Here is a 16,556-nt window from a genome sequence, read left to right as displayed (position 1 = left end):
AGCCTCAAGTGAACTCCGATGCCTCCGGTGCTTCCTACCGGATAGACCCGAATCCCGAGCAGCACGTCTTTCAATCTGGGTGGAACGGAATAGGAGTCCCAGTAGGCTCCCTCGAGTCGCAGTTCGGCGCCCGGCGCCAGCGGAAAGCAAGACTGCAGTTTGGCGCCAAAGGTCCGAACTTCGCCTTCGCTAAACCAGGCCGCGCCAGCTCCCGAGAAGTGGCCACAACTGGCTGAAGCGCAGAGCTCACCCGTTCCATCGGTGTCCGGTTCGAAGCGAAGTTCAAGCTGGTGGTTCATAGGGCTGGGGACAAACGCGAAAGCTAAGCGGACTAGCCAGCGTAGCTGGCGCAGGTCCACTGCAATGTAGTGGTTAGCCTGACCTGCCCCCTCCTATCCGCGCTCATGGCTAGACAAGAGCATATTGACCTGCAGATTTGGCCGAATTCGCGCCGTGGCGGCCTCGCAGGCAAGGACTATTCAACTGACCGCCAGTTTGGGCATGTCGGTTGAGAACTTATTGCATCAGACAAGAGGCTGCTTAACCGGAAACACCGGCGCGCCACCCGAGCTTCAAATCGCCAACGCCGTCGTGCTCTTCACCTCTTCCATCACCGCATAAGTGCGCGTCTCGCGCACGCCGGGCAGGGTCCAGATCACGCTGCCGATGAATTCGCGGTAATGGGCCATGTCGGCCACGCGCGTCTTCAGCAGATAGTCAAAACCGCCGGCCACCAGATGGCATTCCAGGATTTCGGGGCGGGCCTGCACCGCGGCCCTGAAGTTGTCCATCACGTCGTGCACCGTGCGGTCCAGCAGGATCTCGATGAACACCAGCATCGAGGCGCCCAGCTTGTCGGGGTTCAGCCGCGCCTCATAGCCCAGGATGTAACCCTCGCGCGTCAGGCGCTTCACCCGCTCCAGCACCGCGGTGGGTGACAGGTGTACCGCCTCAGCCAGCTTCAGGTTGGAGATGCGGCCGTCGCTCTGCAGCACGCGCAGGATGCGGGCGTCGATCTTGTCCAGGCCTTCGGGCGGCATGGTGCTGGCCGCGGTGGTGCTGCTGCTGGTTTTCGAGCTGGGCATGCTGGATTTCTTTCGGTCAATCTTCAGATCTTCGGAATTTAATCCAAGCGGCAAATCCATAAAGTTCAGGTCTTCACTAGCATCATCGCCAGAGAGTGCCCTCATGAGCCACTTTGCCCTCCCGCCGGAAACCGCCCGCCTGCCCAGCCCGTATCGCGAAGAAAGCGCCGTGGTGCAGGCGCTGGCCGCCAGCCTGGGCCAGGCCATGGATTGGCCGGCCGTGCTGGCCACGGCGGCGCCCTGGGTGGAGCAGGTGCGGGCCAAGCCGGCGCCGTTCTGGGCCATGGAGTCGCTGCTGCGCGAATACCCCATCACCAGCGCCGAGGGCCTGGCCCTGATGCGCCTGGCTGAGGCGCTGCTGCGCGTGCCTGATGCGCCCACCGCCATCGCGCTGACAGCCGACCAGCTGGGCCGTGCCGACTTTGATGCCGCCGGTGGCGATGGCCCGCACAAGATGCTGGCCAGCCTGTCGGCCAGCGCCATTTCGCTGTCCAAGAAGTTCCTGCCCGAGGCCGAGAACGAAGGCGGCCTGCTGCAGCGCCTGGGCGCGCAGACCGTGGTGGCTGCCACCGTGCGCGCCATCCAGCTGCTGGGCCGGCAGTTCGTGCTGGGCCGCAATATCCAGGAGGCCATGGACGAAGCCGCCAGCGCGCGCCGCCAGCAGGCCCAGCTGCGCTTCAGCTACGACATGCTGGGCGAGGGCGCCCGCACCGAAGCCGATGCCCAGCGCTACCACCAGGCCTACCTGACCGCCATTGCCGCCATCGCCGGGCGCGCCCGCGCCGAGTCGCCCGAGGGCGCGGATGGCATCTCGATCAAGCTCTCGGCGCTGTTCTCGCGCTATGAGGTGCTGCAGCGCGAGCGCGTGTTTGCCGAGCTGCTGCCGCGCGTCTGGCAGCTGGTGGAAAGAGCCGCGCAGGCCAATATCAATCTGACCATCGACGCCGAGGAAGTCGACCGCCTGGAGCTGTCGCTGGATGTGCTGGAGGCGCTGGCCCAGCGCATTGCCGGGCACTTTCCGCAATGGCGCGGCTTCGGCCTGGCGGTGCAGGCCTACCAGACCCGCGCGCTGGCGGTGGTGGACGAGGTGGCCGCCATCGCGCGCCGCCACGGCCTGCGCTTCATGGTGCGCCTGGTCAAGGGCGCTTATTGGGACGGCGAGATCAAGCGCGCGCAGGAGCTGGGCCTGAACGAATACCCGGTGTTCACGCACAAGCAGCACACCGATGTGTCCTACCTGGCCTGCGCGCAGCGCCTGATCGCGCATGCCGATGTGATCTACCCGCAGTTCGCCAGCCACAACGCCGGCACCATCGCCGCCATCGTGCAGATGGCCAGGGCCGCCAATGCGCCCTTCGAGATGCAGCGCCTGCACGGCATGGGCGAGGGCGTTTACCGCGAGGTGCTGAAGGACAGCAGCATTCCCTGCCGCGTCTACGCCCCGGTGGGTGAGCACCGCGATCTGCTGGCCTATCTTGTGCGCCGCCTGCTGGAGAACGGCGCCAATTCTTCCTTCGTGCACCAGCTGGCCGACCCGAGCGTGGCGCCTGAAGAACTGCTGGCTTCGCCGCTGAGCCTGATTCAGCCCGCCGGCTCGCTGCCGCTGCCGCCCGCGCTGTATGGCGCCAAGCGCCGCAATTCAAGCGGTGCTGATCTGGCCGATCTGGCCCAGCGCACACCGCTGCTGCAGGCGCTGGAGACTTGCCGTATTGAGCCTGTGGCCGAGGCTGACGCCGCCGCGGTGGACGCCGCGATGAAGCGCCTGCAAGCCGGCTTTGCCGGCTGGAACGCCACGCCGGTGGCGCAGCGCGCCGCCGCGCTGCGCCGCGCTGCTGATGCGCTGGATGCGCGTCTGCCCGAGTTCTGCGCGCTGCTGGTGAAGGAAGCCTACAAAACCCAGGCCGACTGCATTGCCGAAGTGCGCGAAGCGGTGGACTTCTTGCGTTACTACGCTGATGAAGCTGAAACCCTGGGCTCTGGCGCCCAAGGCCGCGGCGTCTTCGTCTGCATCAGCCCCTGGAATTTCCCGCTGGCGATCTTTGCTGGCCAGGTGGCAGCGGCACTCGTCACCGGCAACACGGTGGCTGCCAAGCCGGCCGAGCAGACCCCGTTCGTGGCGCAGCAGATGGTGGCCTTGCTGCACGCCGCTGGCGTGGCCGCCGATGCGCTGGTGCTGCTGCACGGCGCTGGCGAAACCGTGGGCGCCGGCCTTGTGGCCCATGCGCTGACGGCGGGCGTGTGCTTCACCGGCTCCACCCAGGTGGCGCAGCTGATCAACCGCAGCCTGGCCGCCACCAAGGCGCAGCCGGTGCCGCTGATCGCCGAGACCGGCGGCATCAACGCGATGCTGGTGGACTCCACCGCGCTGCCCGAGCAGGTGATCGATGCCGTGGTGCAGAGCGCCTTCCGTTCGGCCGGCCAGCGCTGCTCGGCGCTGCGCCTGCTGTGCGTGCATGAGGGCATTGCCGATGGCCTGATCGAGATGCTGGCCGGCGCGATGCGCGAGCTGCGCGTGGGCAAGCCCGCCGAGCTGGCCACCGATGTGGGCCCGCTGATCGACGACGAAGCCCATGCCGGCATCAGCGCGCATGTGGAGCGCCTGAAGCGCGAGGCGAAGCGGCTGATCGCCGAGGCGCCGGTGTTCGAGGCCATGCCGCGCCAGCAGCGCCCGGTGGCTTTTGAGATTTCGCGCATCGAAGACCTGGGCGCCGAGATCTTCGGCCCGGTGCTGCATGTGCTGCGCTGGAATGGCGAGCCGGATGCGGTGGTGGAGCGCATCAACGCGCTCGGCTACGGCCTGACCTTCGGCATCCAGACCCGTATCGACAGCCGCGCCCAGCGCCTGGCGGACGCCGCGCGCATCGGCAATGTCTATGTGAACCGCAACATCATCGGCGCGGTGGTTGGCGTGCAGCCCTTCGGCGGCGAAGGCCTCTCAGGCACCGGCCCGAAGGCGGGCGGGCCTTTCTATCTGCGCCGCTTCATTGCAACGGCAGCGGCCAACGGTGCGGCTGGGTCGCCCGTGCCGCTGGAAGCGGGCGCGGGCTCTGATGTGGCCCAGGCGCAGGCCGCGCTGGCGCCGCTGCAGCAGGGCGCGCTGGCCTGGAGCGACACGCCGCTGGCGCAGCGCGCGGCGGTGCTGCGCCGCGCTGCAGCCGGCCTGGATGGCGCGGGCGGCGCGCTGGTTCAGGAGCTGTGCACCGCGGCCGAGCGCGAGCTGGCTTCGCACAGCCTGCCCGGCCCCACTGGCGAGAGCAATGAGCTGCGCCTGCATGGCCGCGGTGTGTTCCTGCTGCTGGGCAACGGCCTGCCCGGCGCGCCTGCGCTGGCCGCCTCGATCGCGGCAGCGCTGCTGGCTGGCAATGCCGTGGCCTTGCTGACCGACAGCGCCGCGGGCGAGGCCGTGGCTGAGCCGCTGCTGCGCGCGCTGCGTCTGGCCGGCCTGCCGGAATCGGCGCTGCAACGTGTTGGCGGCGGCGTGGCTGCCTGGCTGGCCGCTGAGGGCCTGGCGGGGGTCTGCGTCGCCGGCGAACTGGCGGCTGCGCCCTTGCAGCGCCAGCTGGCCGCCCGCAAGGGCGCCATCCTGCCGCTGGTCAGCGCCGCCGAGGCGATGGATGCGCGCCAGCTCTTCCGCTTCGCAGCCGAGCAGACGCTGACCATCAACACGGCTGCAGCCGGCGGCAACGCGGCGCTGCTGGCGGGCGAGCGTTGAAGCGGGGGCGGGGTCGGCGGAAGGCGGCGCGAGTCGCCTTCTACACTTGGTGCCCATGAGCACAGCACCTCAACCCACTCTGGCCTTCATCGGCGGCGGCAATATGGCCGGCGCCATCATCGGCGGCCTTTTGCGCGCCGGTCGCCCGGCGGCCTCCGTCATCGTGGTCGAGCCCTTCGAGGCGCAGCGCGCCAAGCTGGCGGCCGAGTTTCCCGGCCTGCGCCTTCTGCCTGCGGCTGATGCCAGCCTAGGCGAGGCGGCGCTGCTGGTCTGGGCCGTCAAGCCGCAGCTGTTTGCTGAAGCGGCCGCACCCTGCGCCGGCGCGGTGGCTGGGGCGCTGCAGCTGTCGGTGATGGCGGGCATCCGCAGCGATTCCATCGTGGCCGCCACCGGCTCACCGCGTGTGGTGCGCGCCATGCCCAACACGCCGGCGCTGATCGGCCAGGGCATTGCCGGGCTGTTTGCGCGCGAGGCCGTCACGCCCGCGGACAAGGGCCTGGTCGAGCAGGTGCTGGCGCCCACCGGGCAAACGCTGTGGGTGGCGGCCGAGGCTGATCTGGATGCCGTCACCGCGCTGTCTGGCTCGGGCCCGGCCTACTTCTTCTACATGGTCGAGGCCATGATGGCCGCTGCCGTGCAGCTGGGGCTGAGTGCCGAACAGGGCCGCCGCCTCGCGCTGGCCACCTGCGGCGGCGCGGCGGCCTTGGGCCTGCAGTCGGACGAATCGCCGACGGTGCTGCGTGAGCGTGTCACGTCGAAAGGCGGCACCACCTACGCGGCCATCAGCAGCCTGCAGGCCGATGGCGTGGGCGAGGCGGTGCAGCGCGCCGTGCAGGCCGCCGCGCGCCGCGCCAAGGAGCTGGGCGACGAGTTCGGCGCCGTTGCGCCTGGCAGCGGTAACAGCAAGACCTGACCCCCGGCTCGTACACGACGGAAGACACCGCATGGGCATTGCAAGCCGTCTGGGCCTGCGCGACTGGCTGCGCGCGCCCGGTTCGCTGAGCCGGCGCCTGGCCGCGCTGGGCCAGCGCTTCGAGGTGCAGGTTTTGCGCCAGGCGGTGACGCCGCTGCGTGCGCCCGAGCGGCGCGCGCTGGGCCTGCCGCGGCGCGGCTGTACGGTCGTGCGCGAGGTGCTGCTGCGCGTCGATGGCGAGCCGCTGGTGTGGGCCCGCTCCGCCCTTCATGCCAGCGCGCTGGCCGGGCCATGGAAGGCGCTCAAGGGCCTGGGCACGCGGCCGCTGGCGCATCTGCTCTATGCCGACCCGCGCGTGCAGCGCAGCGAGCTGCAGCCGCGCCGGCTGGCCCGCCATGGCCATACGCGCCGCCACATGCAGCGCCAGTGGCATGCGGCCACCGGTGAGGCGGTCGCGGCGCAGATGCTCTGGTCGCGCAACTCGGTGTTCCACCGCAAGGGCGCGGAGCTGCGTGTGATGGAGCTGTTCGCGCCGCAGCTGGCCTGCCATCGGCCTGGCCCGCTGGGCAAGAAACAGAAGCCCCGCGGCCGGCGCTGATATGGGCCGGCGGGCATCATCCGTCGCAGTTCATTGATGGAGTGCTACGGCCATGCCTGTTGTGAACCGACGCGACTGTCTTGCGGCGCTGGCTGCGCTGGGATTGCCCGCGGCCACCAGCCCGGCCAGGGCCGATGACGCGGCCCTGGGCCTGTTGCGCCGCGGCGGCGCGGTGCTGGCGATGCGCCATGCCCTGGCACCCGGCACCTTCGACCCGCCCGGCTTCAAGCTGGGCGACTGCAGCACGCAACGCAATCTGGACGATGCCGGCCGGGCGCAGGCGCGCGCCATCGGCCAGCGCCTGAAGGCCGCCGGGCTGGTGCCGGCGCGGGTGCGCAGCAGCCCCTGGTGCCGCTGTCTGGAAACGGCTGAGCTGGCCTTCGGCCGCGCCGAGCCCTGGGCGGCGCTGGGCTCACCCCACGGCGGCGCGGAAGCCACCAATGCCCAGTCGCTGGCGCAGCTGCGCGCGGGCGTGCAGGCGGCGGTGCAGCAGGGCGGTGGCCGCTTCGAGGTCTGGGTCACGCATATGTTCGTGCTGAATGATCTGGTGGGCGCGAACACCGCCTCGGGCGAGGGCCTGGTGCTGGGGCTTGATGCGCGTAGCCAGCCGCACGTGCTGGCGCGCTTGGCGGGCTGATCGATCAGCCGCGGCCGGCCAGCGGGTGGCCGATGCGCCACAGCACGCCGGCGGGGTCGAGCAACGCAAAGTCGCGCAGGCCCCAGGGCTGGTCGGCCGGCGGGTCGCAGCGGGTGCCGAAGCGCTCGGCCACTGGCGCCGCATGGCGCCACCAGGCATCGGCATCGTCCACCAGCAGGTGCATCTGGAAGTTGGCGGCGAAGGCTGGCTCGTTGAAGGCCTGCAGCAGAAAGCGCGCCGGCCCCTGGCGGAAGTAGGCCAGCTCGTCGGTGGACCAGATCAGATCCATGCCCAGCGCCATGTAGAAGCGCTTGCTCAGCGCAAAGTCCAGCGCCGGCACGAAGGACTTCAGCTCGCGCGAGGCCGGTGGCGGCGGGCGCTCCTGGCCTTCCGGCGTCAGCGGCGCCAGGTAGAAGGCCAGCCGCGCGGTCTCCTTGAAACCCAGTGCCAGGTGCATGGCCTGGCTGTCGGCGTTGTCCAGCGTGGTGTCTGAAGCGAACTCGCGGCAGCCGTGGCTGGCGCCCCAGGTGGCGGCAGCGGCCACCAGCTCGCGCGCCAGGCCGTGGCGGCGCGCCTCGGGCTGCACATAGATGCCTTCCAGATACAGCACCGGCGAATGGTCGGCGCCGGGCACATAGTCGCGCCGCAGCGCCACCTCGATCAGGCCTTGCGGCACACCGTCGATATCGCGCGCCAGCCAGGCGCCAAAGCGCGCCGGCTCGGCCAGCTGTTGCTCGATCTCGCGCCGGTGATCGTCGACAGGGCAATCCGGCCACAGCTGCAGGCGCAGCTGCAGCCAGGCATTGCGGTCGAGGTCGGAGCAGGGATCGATCAGATGCATCGGGCGGGGTCCTTGCGGGGCAGCTTACCCGAGCGCGCAGCGCTTGAAGCCGAGGGAAAGCATCAGTTCTTCCGCCCTCATGCCCAGTCTGTCGTCGCCGTGCCCTGATGGAAGCGCATTTGCCAGCCCAGCGGCGTGTGAAGCCACAGCGAGCTGCGCAAGGTGTGGCGCTGCAGGCCGCCAGCGGCCGCGCGGTGGGCCGAGCGGTAGTTCAGCAGCGCCACGCCCGGCGCCAGCAGGCTGAGCGCGAAGGCGTCGGCCACGATGGTCACCGGCGGCTGTGAATCATCAGGCTCCAGCAGCAGCGCCACCATCTCGGCCCGCGTGTAGGCGCGGCCCGAGCGGCCGATCTCGGCGAAGTCGGCATGCAGCAGGCTGGCCAGCGCGGCTGCGTCGCTGCGCACGGCGGGCTGGTGCAGCTGCAGTTCGAGGGCGCGCAGCTCGGCGAGCAGGGGCTGTTGGCTCATGCGCCCTCCGTGCCAAGCCGGCGCTGCTCAACCCAGCCGCCGCCCGCGCCGTTGAAGTGCAGCCGGGCCAGTCCGCCCTGCAGCAGCGAGAGCTGCGGCGGCACATGGCCGATGTCCAGATCGATCAGCACCGGCATTGGCAGGTCGCCCAATACGTCCTGCAGCACCTGGCGCATGCTCAGATCGCCCTGTGTGGCGGGGCCGGCGCTGCGGCCGAGCAACAGGCCGGCCAGGCCGTCGAACCAGCCGTGCAGGCGCAGGCTGCTCAAGGCCCGCAGCAGCTCGCAGGGCGACATCTCGCAGTTCTCAAGGAACAGCAGCGTACCCTCGCTGCCGCAGGCGCGCACAAAAGCGGGTAGCTCGCCATACGGCGTGCCGGCCAGGCGGGCGAGGGTGTCCAGGCAGCCGCCCGTCAGCCGTCCCTCAAGTGTCAGCGGCGCCGAGCTGCCATCCAGCCGCGCCCATTGCGTGGGCTCGCTCAGGTTGAAGCCGGCGGCCGGATCGACGCCCCAGTCCACATGCTGGCCGGCGCCGCGATAGGCCTTCGATGCCGACTGTCGCAGCGTCTCGCCCGGTGCGGCGGCCAGCAGGGGCCAGACGCCGGCGGTGGTGGTGTCGACCTCGGCTGCGCCATGCTCCATCAGATTGGGGCCATGCAGGCTGCTCCAGCCCGCGCGCAGCAGCAAGGGAAGCTGCAGCGTGCTGAGGTCCGAGAAGCCGACCAGCCATTTGGGCGGCAGGGCCGCCAGGGCCTCGAAATCCAGCAGCGGTAGCAGTTCGATGGCGCGCTCGCCGCCCCAGGGCGGCATCACGGCGGCCACCTCGGGGTCGCGCAGAAAGCGCATCAGCTCGGCGGCGCGCTGCGCGGCCGGTGCGCTGGCCTGCTGGTGCTCGGCGCGCAGGCATGTGCCTTCCACTACCCGGTAGCCGCGCTGGCGAAGTGCGTCCGACGCGCGATCCAGCCTGGCATGGCGTGAAGGCTGAACGCCGGAGGAGGGCGCGGTGATCGCGATCAGGTCTCCGGTGGCCAGGGGTTTGGGGCAGCGTGGCGGGAAGCGGGGATTGGTGGTGGCTGTCATCGGTTCTGCGGGGCTATGACGAATGAGCTTAGCTCAGGCGGCTCGTGATAATCGCGCACCGCCCAGCGAGGACGTTTTTTATGCGCCGCCAGACACTGACCCTCCTTGCCATCGGCTGCAGCGCGGCTGCCTTTCTGCCGGCAGCTGCCAGCGCCGCCGACACGCTGCTCGAAGGCTGCGATCTGGACTACCGCGTCAAGGCCCGGCCCGATCTGCAGCCGGCCGCGCTGGAGGTGGAGCTGCGTTTCGCCGCCGCGGGCCGGCGCGAGAGCGTGATCCGCGCGGTGCCGGCCTGGGCCGGCGTGACCGATTACGTCGCCAGCTATGGCGACTGGCAAGCGCTGCAGGCGGGCCAGCGCATCCAGCCGCTGGCCGAGCCCTTCCGCTGGCAGGTGCAGCATGGGGCGGACGAGCTGGTGCAGCTGAGCTGGCGGGTTCGCAGCGCGCTGGCTGACCCGGAAGCGATCAAGCCGCAGGACCCCACCGAGATGTACCGCACCCAGGTGGGCGCCCGCGGTTTCCAGTTCTTTGGCCATGGCGTGCTGCCCAGCGTCGAGCATTGGGGCGACGACCGGCTGACCAGGCTGTGCCTGACGCTGCAGCCCTTCGATGCGCAGAGCCCGGCCTTTGGCACGCCGGGACTGTCTGCGCCAGGCCAGGCGCTGATCTGGAGAACGAGCGGCTCGCATGCGCAGCTGCGCCATGCCTTCTATGCCAGCGGGCCTATGTGGCGCCTGCAGCAGCGGCCGGTGCAGGGCGGTGTGCTGGATCTGGCAGTACGCGGCAGCTATGCGCAGCTCAGCGATTCCGAGTTCGCCGATGCCAGCGCCCGGCTCGTGGATCTGCAGCGCCGGTTCTGGGGCGATGAGCAGGGCCATGCCAAGCATCAATGGCTGGTGCTGACGCCCAACCACCTGCCTGGCAACAACAGCGGCGGCACCTTGGTGGAAAGGGTGGCGGTGATGCATGTGCCGCAGGACTTCAGCGCGCGCGATGGTGCCTTCGAATTCCTGGTGGCGCATGAGAACCTGCACCAGTGGTTTCCGCGGCGCTTCGGCGCGCATGGCGCCGGTCGCCGGGCCAAGGCGGAGGCAGGCAGCGAGGCGGTCGATGTGCCGCACTACTGGTTTTCCGAGGGCTTCACCGATCACTACAGCTACCGCCTGCTGCTGGCTGCCGGACTGTGGGACCTGGACCGCTATGCCGACAGACTGACCGAGCGGGCGCGCGCCTATCTTCGCTCACCGGCGCGCGGCCTGAAGGCGGCCGAGATCGCACCGCGCTTCTTCAGCGACCGCGAGGCCGGCAAACAGATGTATAGCCGCGGCGAGCTGCTGGCGCTGCGCTGGGATGCTGCGCTGCGCCAGGCCGGCCGTGGCAGCCTGAGCACTCTGCTGCAAGGTCTGCTGCTGCCAGCCGGCACCCGCGACGATCAGAACCCGGCCTCCGAGCGGGTGCTGCAGGCGCTGTCCCAGGCGCTGGCCGGCACCGGCATCGATCCAGCTGACGAATTGCGGCGTCATGTCGCCCAAGGCGAGCCGCTGCCTCTGACACAGCCAAGCTGGGCTGAGGCGATGGGGCCTTGCCTGCAGCGCATCGAGGAATCGGTGCCGGTCTGGCAGCTGGGCTTTGACCGCGCGTCGTTCCAGACGCGGGTGCTGCAGGGCGTCGATCCTGAGGGCCCGGCCCATGCCGCCGGCCTGCGCGACGGCATGGCGTTGGCGGGCTTCTCGGTGCATGGCGGCGATGTGCGGCGCGATGTGCAGCTGCAGATTCGCGAGCCGGGTGTGGACGGTGCGCCAGGCAAGGTGCGCGAGGTGGTCTACCGGCCTGTCTCGCGCACGCCGCAGCAGCTGCCGCGCTGGCAGGCCAAGGCCGATGCCGCCAGCCATGCAGCCTGCCGGGCCTGGATCAGCGCTCGCTAGACCCGTCCGCCGGCAGCGGCTCCCAGATCACCAGCAGCAAGGTGGCGATGGGGCCGACCAGCAAGGAGATCAGGAACCAGTTCAAGCCCTTGCGGCGCTTGGACTGCGCCAGGCCGGCATTGATCAGGGCCAGGGTGAACCAGCCGACGTAGTAGTCGACGCCTGTGGCGGCCTGGGAGGAGAGGTTAAGCATGAAGAGGGTCTGCCTGCTCGCTTGAAAAGAATGAACCCGCCGGCGGCGAGTCGGTGGCATGTTAGCGGCTAAGGCCCGCCCGAGGCTTGTGCGCAATGTGTCCCGTTGGCGCTCTTGGCTGATCCAGCCCCAGCCTGCCCGGCCCACAATCGAGTCCAGTGAACCGGAGTTGCTGCATGACGGATACCGCTTCCCGAAGCGCCGCGCTTGAACAAGCGATCGCGCTGGCCCAAGCCCATGAGACCCCCTGGCCGCGCGACCCGCATGCGGTGCCCGGCCCGGGCCAGCAGCCCTTTGGCGTGCATCATGATGACCCGTCGCCGTGGAATGTGTTGCGCGGCCCGGTGCATGAGCGCGGGCCGCAGGGCGGGGTGATCCTGCAGCAGGGGCGCGAGATCGCGGCCTGGGGCGAGCCTGATCGCGCCGACCTGACCTTCAGCGTGGCCAAGACCTATCTGTGCCTGCTGGCCGGCGTCGCGCAGCGCGAGGGCCTGCTGCCCGATGTGCACGCACCGGTGGCGGCCAGTCTGCCGGGCATCGGCTTTGACGACAGCGCGCACAACCGGGCCATCAGCTGGGCCATGCTGCTGGAGCAGACCAGCGAGTGGGAGGGCGAGTGCTTCGGCCTGTCGGAGCAGGCGGACCGCTGGCGCAAGGTAGCCAACGATCCGCGGCCAGCCGGCGGCCCGAAAGGCGGCGCGCGGCCGCTGCAGGTACCAGGCAGCTACTGGGAATACAACGATGTGCGCATCAACCAGCTGGCGCTGGCGCTGCTGCATCTGTTTGGCAGGTCGCTGCCCGAGGTTTTTCTGGACGAGATCCTCAAGCCGCTGGGCGGAGGCTCAGGTTTTTCCTGGCGCGGCTATGACGAGGCCTGGCTGACGCTGCCGGACGGCCGGCGCGTGCAGTCGGTGCCGGGCGGCACGCACTGGGGCGGCGGCGTGTCGATCAACGCGCGTGACCAGGCGCGTTTGGGCCAACTGCTGCTGGATGGCGGCCTGCACCAGGGCCGGCAGATCCTGCAGCGCGACTGGGTGGTCGCGCTGCAGCAGCCCTGCGCGATTGCGCCTTTCTACGGCCGCCTGGTGTGGCTGAACCGCGATGGCAAGGCGTTCCCGGGCGCATCGACCGAGGCGTTCTTCATGATGGGAGCGGGCGGTCATGTGGTGTGGGTGGAGCCGGCGCTGCAGGCGGTGGTGGTGCTGCGCTGGCTGGACGGCAGCTGGCTGCCCGGGGTGATGAAGGCGCTCGCGCAGGCTCTGCGTTAGCCCGGCATCGGGGCCACCCGCGGCAGCTCGATGCTGACGGTCGTGCCCTCGCCCACGCGGCTCTCCACCTTAATGCTGCCGCCCAGTACATGGGTGACAAGGCTGTGCGAGATGTGCAAGCCCAGGCCGGTGCCGCCACGCCCCATGCGGGTGGTGAAGAAGGGGTCGAACACGCTGGCCAGCGCTTTCTCGGGGATGCCCTGGCCATCGTCGCTGACGCTCAGGCGCAGCTGATCGCCGGGCAGCGCTTCGCAGCGGACCTCGATGCGGCCATGGTCGCGCTCGTCGAAGCCGTGGATCACCGCGTTGTTGATCAGGTTGGTCAGCACCTGACCCAGCGGCCCGGGATAGCTGTCGAGCTTCAGTCCAGGCGGGCAGCTTGATGTGATGATATAGGGCGTTCGCTTGAAGCTGGGCCGCAGCGTCAGCATGATCTCGTCGACCAGCGCGGCCAGGTCGAACTGCCGGCGCTGTGCTGTGGACTGGTCCACCGCTACCTGCTTGAAGCTGGTGACCAGTTCGGCGGCGCGGGTCAGGTTGCGCAGCACGATCTGCTGCCCTTGATCGACGGCGGCGACGAAGTCCTCCAGGGTTGAACGCTTCAAGCCGCCGCGCAGCGCGGCCTTGATCTGATCGGTATGGTCAGCCAGCGTCGAGATGGCCATCAGGCCGTTGCCGATCGGCGTGTTGAGCTCATGCGCGACACCGGCCACCAGCTTGCCCAGCGCGGCCAGCTTCTCCGCCTGCACCAGCTGCTGCTGGGTGCAGGTCAGGGTTTCAAGATTGCGCGCCAGTTCGGCGTTAGCCAGCGACAGCTCCGCCGTGCGGTCGACCACGCGCTGCTCCAGCTGGGTGTTCAGTTGCCGGATCTCTTCCTCAGCCTGGCGCTGTTCGCGGATGTCTTCCAGCGCCATCAGCAGCAGGCGTTCGCTGCCGATGCTGGCCAGGCGCGCCGAGATGCGGCACAGCACTTTGCGGCCGCGCCCGTCCAGCAACTCGGCTTCCATCGACACGTCTTTGCGGTGGCTGTCGAGCTGATCCAGGAAGCGCTGCCGGTCGGCTGGGTCGGCCCAGAGGCCGAAATCGCGACCATTGCGGCCGCGTACCTCGTCGGCGCTTCGCTTAAGCAGGCGTTCCCAGGCGGCGTTCACCGAGGTGACACGGAAGTCGTCGTTGGCGTTGCCGACCGAGAGCGCGATTGGCGAGGCGCTGAAGATCAGCTCCTGGCGCTGTTCGATGGCGGCCAGCGAGGCCAGCGCCGCATTGCGCGCGGTGACGTCCACATCCATGCAGGCGATCAGGCGGCTGCCGTCGTCGGCCGGTATCGCGAACAGCGTGGCCAGCACGTCGATATAGCGCCCGTCGGCGTGGCGCAGCTTGAATTCGGCCGGCCCGAAGGCACCGCCGCCGCGGTCGATGTCGTCGAGGATCTTGCACAGCGCCGCCACCTGCTCGGCATCGACATACATCAGCGGTGCTTCCCGTACCGTGAGGCCCAGCGCTTGCTCGGCGGTGAAGCCGTACATGGCCTCGGAAGCCGGGTTCCAGTAGTGGATGCGGCCCTCGCGGTCGTACCACTGGATCGCGATGCTGGGCACCGACTCCAGCGTCGCGCGCAGCCGCTCGGCACCGCGACGCACATCCTGTTCGCGGCTGTGCACCTGCGCGGCCATCTGCTCGACCTCATGCGCCAGCTGGTTGAGCTCGATCACGCCGGTGCTCGTCGGCCAGGCTGAGTGGGCGTCGCCCTTGGAGAAGGCGCTGACGCGGCGGATCACCGCATGCATCGGCCGTGCCATGCGCCCGGCCCACAGCGGCGCCATCAGTAGGGCCAGCAGCACCACCGCGAGCAGGCCTCCGCCGACCAGCATGACGGTGGTCCGGTAGGTGTACTCGCCCAGGCCAGTGGTGCTGAAGGCCAGCACCACCCAGCCGAGCTTGGCGGAGCGTGCGGCCCCGACGGCTACTTTCTTGCCGTCCAGTAGCTCATGGCCCATTGGCAGCGGCTGCGCACTCAAGGCAGCCTGCACCGCCGGGCTGAGCGCGTAGTTGGCGAATCTGGCCGAGGACTCGTGCAGCTCCGAGGCAGCCAGAAAGCGACCGCCGCTGTCCACCACCAGCAGCTGGAAGCTGGTGGCGGGCTGCACCGCGGTGATGATGTCCAGCAAGCGGGCGGGCGCGAGCTCGAAGATCACGATGTGCTCGCCAGCGCGCAAGCCCAGCGCCACCGTGTTGCGCCCGGCCAGCACCGACAGGTACTCGTCGCTCCACAGCACCTCGCTGGCAGGCTGCGCGCGCAGCCGACGAACCAAGGCGTTGCTGGACAGATCCAGCCCGATCATCGAAGCGCCGGCGCTGCGGGTTCGCTCATGCAGGCCGAGCGCCAGCACATGGTCGCGGGCGTCCAGCACATAGAGGCCGTCCAGCATGTCGGCGCCGTTGACCAGGGATTGAACCAGTGGCTGCAGCTGGCCCTGAGGCAGGCGGTCGGTGGCGGACGCCACGCCTTTCAGCTGGGCTTCTACCGCGATCGAATAGTGATCGAGCACGCGTTCAGCGGTGCTGGCCCGCTCCTGCAGCTGCACTCGGGTGCGCTCTTCCACCTGCGGCAGGCGGTACAGCAGCAGCACCGCGCCCACCAGCCCGAAGATGACGGTGACCGCCAGCAGCAGCAGCAGGGTCATCGAGTGCCGCAGCCGAAGCGCTCGCATGCCGGTTCAGCGTGGAACCATGAACTTGCCGTCGCGCACTACGGCGATGCGGACCTGGCGCTGGGTGTCCCCGGTGGCATCGAAGCGCCATTCCTCCTGCAGGCCGGGGTAAGGGCCGCCGTCGATCAGGGCCTTCTTCAGCGCGGTGCCGCCAGCCGGCGCCTTGGCGAGGCCTTGCAAACCGGCGAGCGCGGCATCGTAGGCGCCAACGCTGGCGAAGCCGGGCTCCTGCTTGAAGCGCTCGCGATAGCGCTGGGCGAAGGCCTGGTAGCGCGGCTGCGGGCTGTCGCGGTCGAACAGCTGGGCCGTGGCCATGCCTTCGACGGCCCGGCCGCCCAGCTGGATCAGCACCTCGGTGCCGGCCCAGGACGAGCTGCTGACCCGCTGATTCAGGCCGAGCTGCCTGGCCTGCTGCAGCAGGCGTACCGTGTCCACGGCACTGGCGACGATCATCAGGCTGTCTGGCAAGGCGCTGCGCACCGCCTGCAGCGCGGCGGCCTGCGTGGCTTCGTCGCCGGAGCTGAAGCTCTGCTCGGCCACCACCTCGGCGCCCAGCTGCTTGATCGCTGCGCCGTACTGCTTGGCCCAGTCGGTCGAGAAGGCCCGGTTGCCCAGGTCGTAGACGATGGCGACGCGGCGCGTGCCCTTGTCGTGGTCGAGCTTGGCCTGCTGCATGGTGTAGCTCTGCACCGAGGGCGCCACCCGCAGCAGCATGTCGTCCTTGCCGGCGAGCGAGCTGGCGGTGGCTGTGGGGCTGAGGGTCACCAGGCCGGCGCTTTCGATCTCGGGCAGCATGGCCTCGGCCATGGCGCTGGTCATCGGCCCGATCAGCAGGCGCGCCTTCTCGTCGACCAGCTGGCGCACCGCGGCCTTGGCCATGACGGGGTCCTGCGCATCGTCCACGTAGGATACGGTGACTGGCCGCCCGCCCACGCCGCCCGCAGCATTGATGTCATCAACCGCCAGCATCACGCCATTGCGCCCGGCCTCGCCGAGATCCACCACGCGGCCGCTCAGGCCGCCGACGAAGCCGATGTGCAAGGGTTCCGGTGTGGGCCGGCAGGCGCTCAGGCTCAAGCCGAGCAGCACGGTGGAGGCGGCCACCGCCGCTTTCATCGCAGCCCTTC

Annotated in this window: 13 protein-coding genes and 1 pseudogene; 6 read left to right on the top strand and 8 right to left on the bottom strand. The window is 69.6% G+C overall.

Going from position 1 to position 16,556, the window contains the following annotated elements; genetic code table 11:
- Together ACIQ67_RS15785 and ACIQ67_RS15780 are read right to left on the bottom strand one after the other, a co-directional pair.
- The coding region (locus tag ACIQ67_RS15785) for a hypothetical protein (protein ID WP_397535333.1) at positions 1-299 on the bottom strand (299 nt) is incomplete at its 3' end.
- Between the two features lie 273 nt (positions 300-572).
- Positions 573-1,085: an Lrp/AsnC ligand binding domain-containing protein gene (locus ACIQ67_RS15780; RefSeq protein ID WP_397535332.1), complete on the bottom strand. Its 513-nt coding sequence runs from the start codon at positions 1,083-1,085 to the stop codon at positions 573-575.
- Positions 1,086-1,188: 103 nt separating this feature from the next.
- Here ACIQ67_RS15780 and ACIQ67_RS15775 point away from each other — a divergent pair.
- From ACIQ67_RS15775 to ACIQ67_RS15760, 4 genes and pseudogenes are all read left to right on the top strand, one after another.
- Positions 1,189-4,128: pseudogene (locus tag ACIQ67_RS15775) on the top strand (L-glutamate gamma-semialdehyde dehydrogenase); the annotation flags it as partial.
- Between the two features lie 724 nt (positions 4,129-4,852).
- Positions 4,853-5,710: a pyrroline-5-carboxylate reductase gene (gene proC, locus ACIQ67_RS15770; RefSeq protein WP_397535331.1), complete on the top strand. Its 858-nt coding sequence runs from the start codon at positions 4,853-4,855 to the stop codon at positions 5,708-5,710.
- 31 nt (positions 5,711-5,741) lie between these two features.
- Positions 5,742-6,308, top strand: coding sequence for a chorismate--pyruvate lyase family protein (locus tag ACIQ67_RS15765; RefSeq protein WP_397535330.1), 567 nt, complete (start codon positions 5,742-5,744; stop codon positions 6,306-6,308).
- Between the two features lie 52 nt (positions 6,309-6,360).
- Positions 6,361-6,945, top strand: a complete 585-nt coding sequence (locus ACIQ67_RS15760; protein WP_397535329.1) for a histidine phosphatase family protein — start codon at positions 6,361-6,363, stop codon at positions 6,943-6,945.
- Between the two features lie 4 nt (positions 6,946-6,949).
- Here ACIQ67_RS15760 and aac(6') read toward each other — a convergent pair whose 3' ends face one another.
- The 3 genes from aac(6') to ACIQ67_RS15745 all read right to left on the bottom strand — a co-directional run bounded on the left by aac(6') (position 6,950) and on the right by ACIQ67_RS15745 (position 9,332).
- Positions 6,950-7,786 (bottom strand): aminoglycoside 6'-N-acetyltransferase, encoded by an 837-nt coding sequence (gene aac(6') / locus ACIQ67_RS15755; RefSeq protein WP_397535328.1) that lies wholly within the window; start codon positions 7,784-7,786, stop codon positions 6,950-6,952.
- A 77-nt stretch (positions 7,787-7,863) separates the two neighbouring features.
- Positions 7,864-8,253, bottom strand: coding sequence for a DUF4440 domain-containing protein (locus tag ACIQ67_RS15750; RefSeq protein ID WP_397535327.1), 390 nt, complete (start codon positions 8,251-8,253; stop codon positions 7,864-7,866).
- Complete coding sequence (locus ACIQ67_RS15745) at positions 8,250-9,332, bottom strand: S66 peptidase family protein (protein WP_397535326.1); 1,083 nt, start codon at positions 9,330-9,332, stop codon at positions 8,250-8,252. The genes ACIQ67_RS15750 and ACIQ67_RS15745 overlap by 4 nt, the downstream gene beginning before the upstream one ends.
- An 80-nt stretch (positions 9,333-9,412) precedes the next feature.
- Here ACIQ67_RS15745 and ACIQ67_RS15740 point away from each other — a divergent pair, with 80 nt between their 5' ends.
- The gene (locus tag ACIQ67_RS15740; RefSeq protein ID WP_397535325.1) at positions 9,413-11,257 is read left to right on the top strand and encodes a hypothetical protein; all 1,845 of its coding nucleotides are present in this window, start codon (positions 9,413-9,415) and stop codon (positions 11,255-11,257) included.
- On the opposite strand, the gene ACIQ67_RS15735 is transcribed toward ACIQ67_RS15740, so the two are convergent.
- A complete protein-coding gene (locus tag ACIQ67_RS15735) occupies positions 11,244-11,450 on the bottom strand; it encodes a hypothetical protein (RefSeq protein WP_397535324.1) in 207 nt (68 codons plus the stop codon). The two genes, ACIQ67_RS15740 and ACIQ67_RS15735, sit on opposite strands and share 14 nt — an antisense overlap.
- 176 nt (positions 11,451-11,626) lie before the next feature.
- Between ACIQ67_RS15735 and ACIQ67_RS15730 the strand changes: the two genes are divergently transcribed.
- Positions 11,627-12,718, top strand: coding sequence for a serine hydrolase domain-containing protein (locus ACIQ67_RS15730; protein WP_397535323.1), 1,092 nt, complete (start codon positions 11,627-11,629; stop codon positions 12,716-12,718).
- Here the strand turns inward: ACIQ67_RS15730 and ACIQ67_RS15725 are convergent.
- On the bottom strand, positions 12,715-15,429 hold the full coding sequence (locus tag ACIQ67_RS15725; RefSeq protein WP_397535322.1) for an ATP-binding protein: 2,715 nt from the start codon (positions 15,427-15,429) through the stop codon (positions 12,715-12,717). The genes ACIQ67_RS15730 and ACIQ67_RS15725 overlap by 4 nt on opposite strands.
- A 6-nt stretch (positions 15,430-15,435) precedes the next feature.
- Positions 15,436-16,556, bottom strand: a 1,121-nt coding sequence (locus ACIQ67_RS15720) for an ABC transporter substrate-binding protein (RefSeq protein WP_397535321.1), incomplete at its 5' end; no start/stop codon positions are given.

This window comes from Roseateles sp., from assembly GCF_044373315.1.
In the GTDB taxonomy this organism is placed as follows: Bacteria; Pseudomonadota; Gammaproteobacteria; order Burkholderiales; family Burkholderiaceae_C; genus JACDQM01.
This window is presented reverse-complemented; position numbering and strand designations above follow the sequence as displayed.

Excerpts from the sequence above, each read along its gene's own strand:
- ACIQ67_RS15780 (WP_397535332.1), bottom strand. The coding sequence starts at position 1,085 with ATGCCCAGCTCGAAAACCAGCAGCAGCACCACCGCGGCCAGCACCATG.
- proC (WP_397535331.1), top strand. The coding sequence starts at position 4,853 with ATGAGCACAGCACCTCAACCCACTCTGGCCTTCATCGGCGGCGGCAAT.
- ACIQ67_RS15765 (WP_397535330.1), top strand. The coding sequence starts at position 5,742 with ATGGGCATTGCAAGCCGTCTGGGCCTGCGCGACTGGCTGCGCGCGCCC.
- ACIQ67_RS15760 (WP_397535329.1), top strand. The coding sequence starts at position 6,361 with ATGCCTGTTGTGAACCGACGCGACTGTCTTGCGGCGCTGGCTGCGCTG.
- ACIQ67_RS15750 (WP_397535327.1), bottom strand. The coding sequence starts at position 8,253 with ATGAGCCAACAGCCCCTGCTCGCCGAGCTGCGCGCCCTCGAACTGCAG.
- ACIQ67_RS15745 (WP_397535326.1), bottom strand. The coding sequence starts at position 9,332 with ATGACAGCCACCACCAATCCCCGCTTCCCGCCACGCTGCCCCAAACCC.
- ACIQ67_RS15740 (WP_397535325.1), top strand. The coding sequence starts at position 9,413 with ATGCGCCGCCAGACACTGACCCTCCTTGCCATCGGCTGCAGCGCGGCT.
- ACIQ67_RS15735 (WP_397535324.1), bottom strand. The coding sequence starts at position 11,450 with ATGCTTAACCTCTCCTCCCAGGCCGCCACAGGCGTCGACTACTACGTC.
- ACIQ67_RS15730 (WP_397535323.1), top strand. The coding sequence starts at position 11,627 with ATGACGGATACCGCTTCCCGAAGCGCCGCGCTTGAACAAGCGATCGCG.
- ACIQ67_RS15725 (WP_397535322.1), bottom strand. The coding sequence starts at position 15,429 with ATGCGAGCGCTTCGGCTGCGGCACTCGATGACCCTGCTGCTGCTGCTG.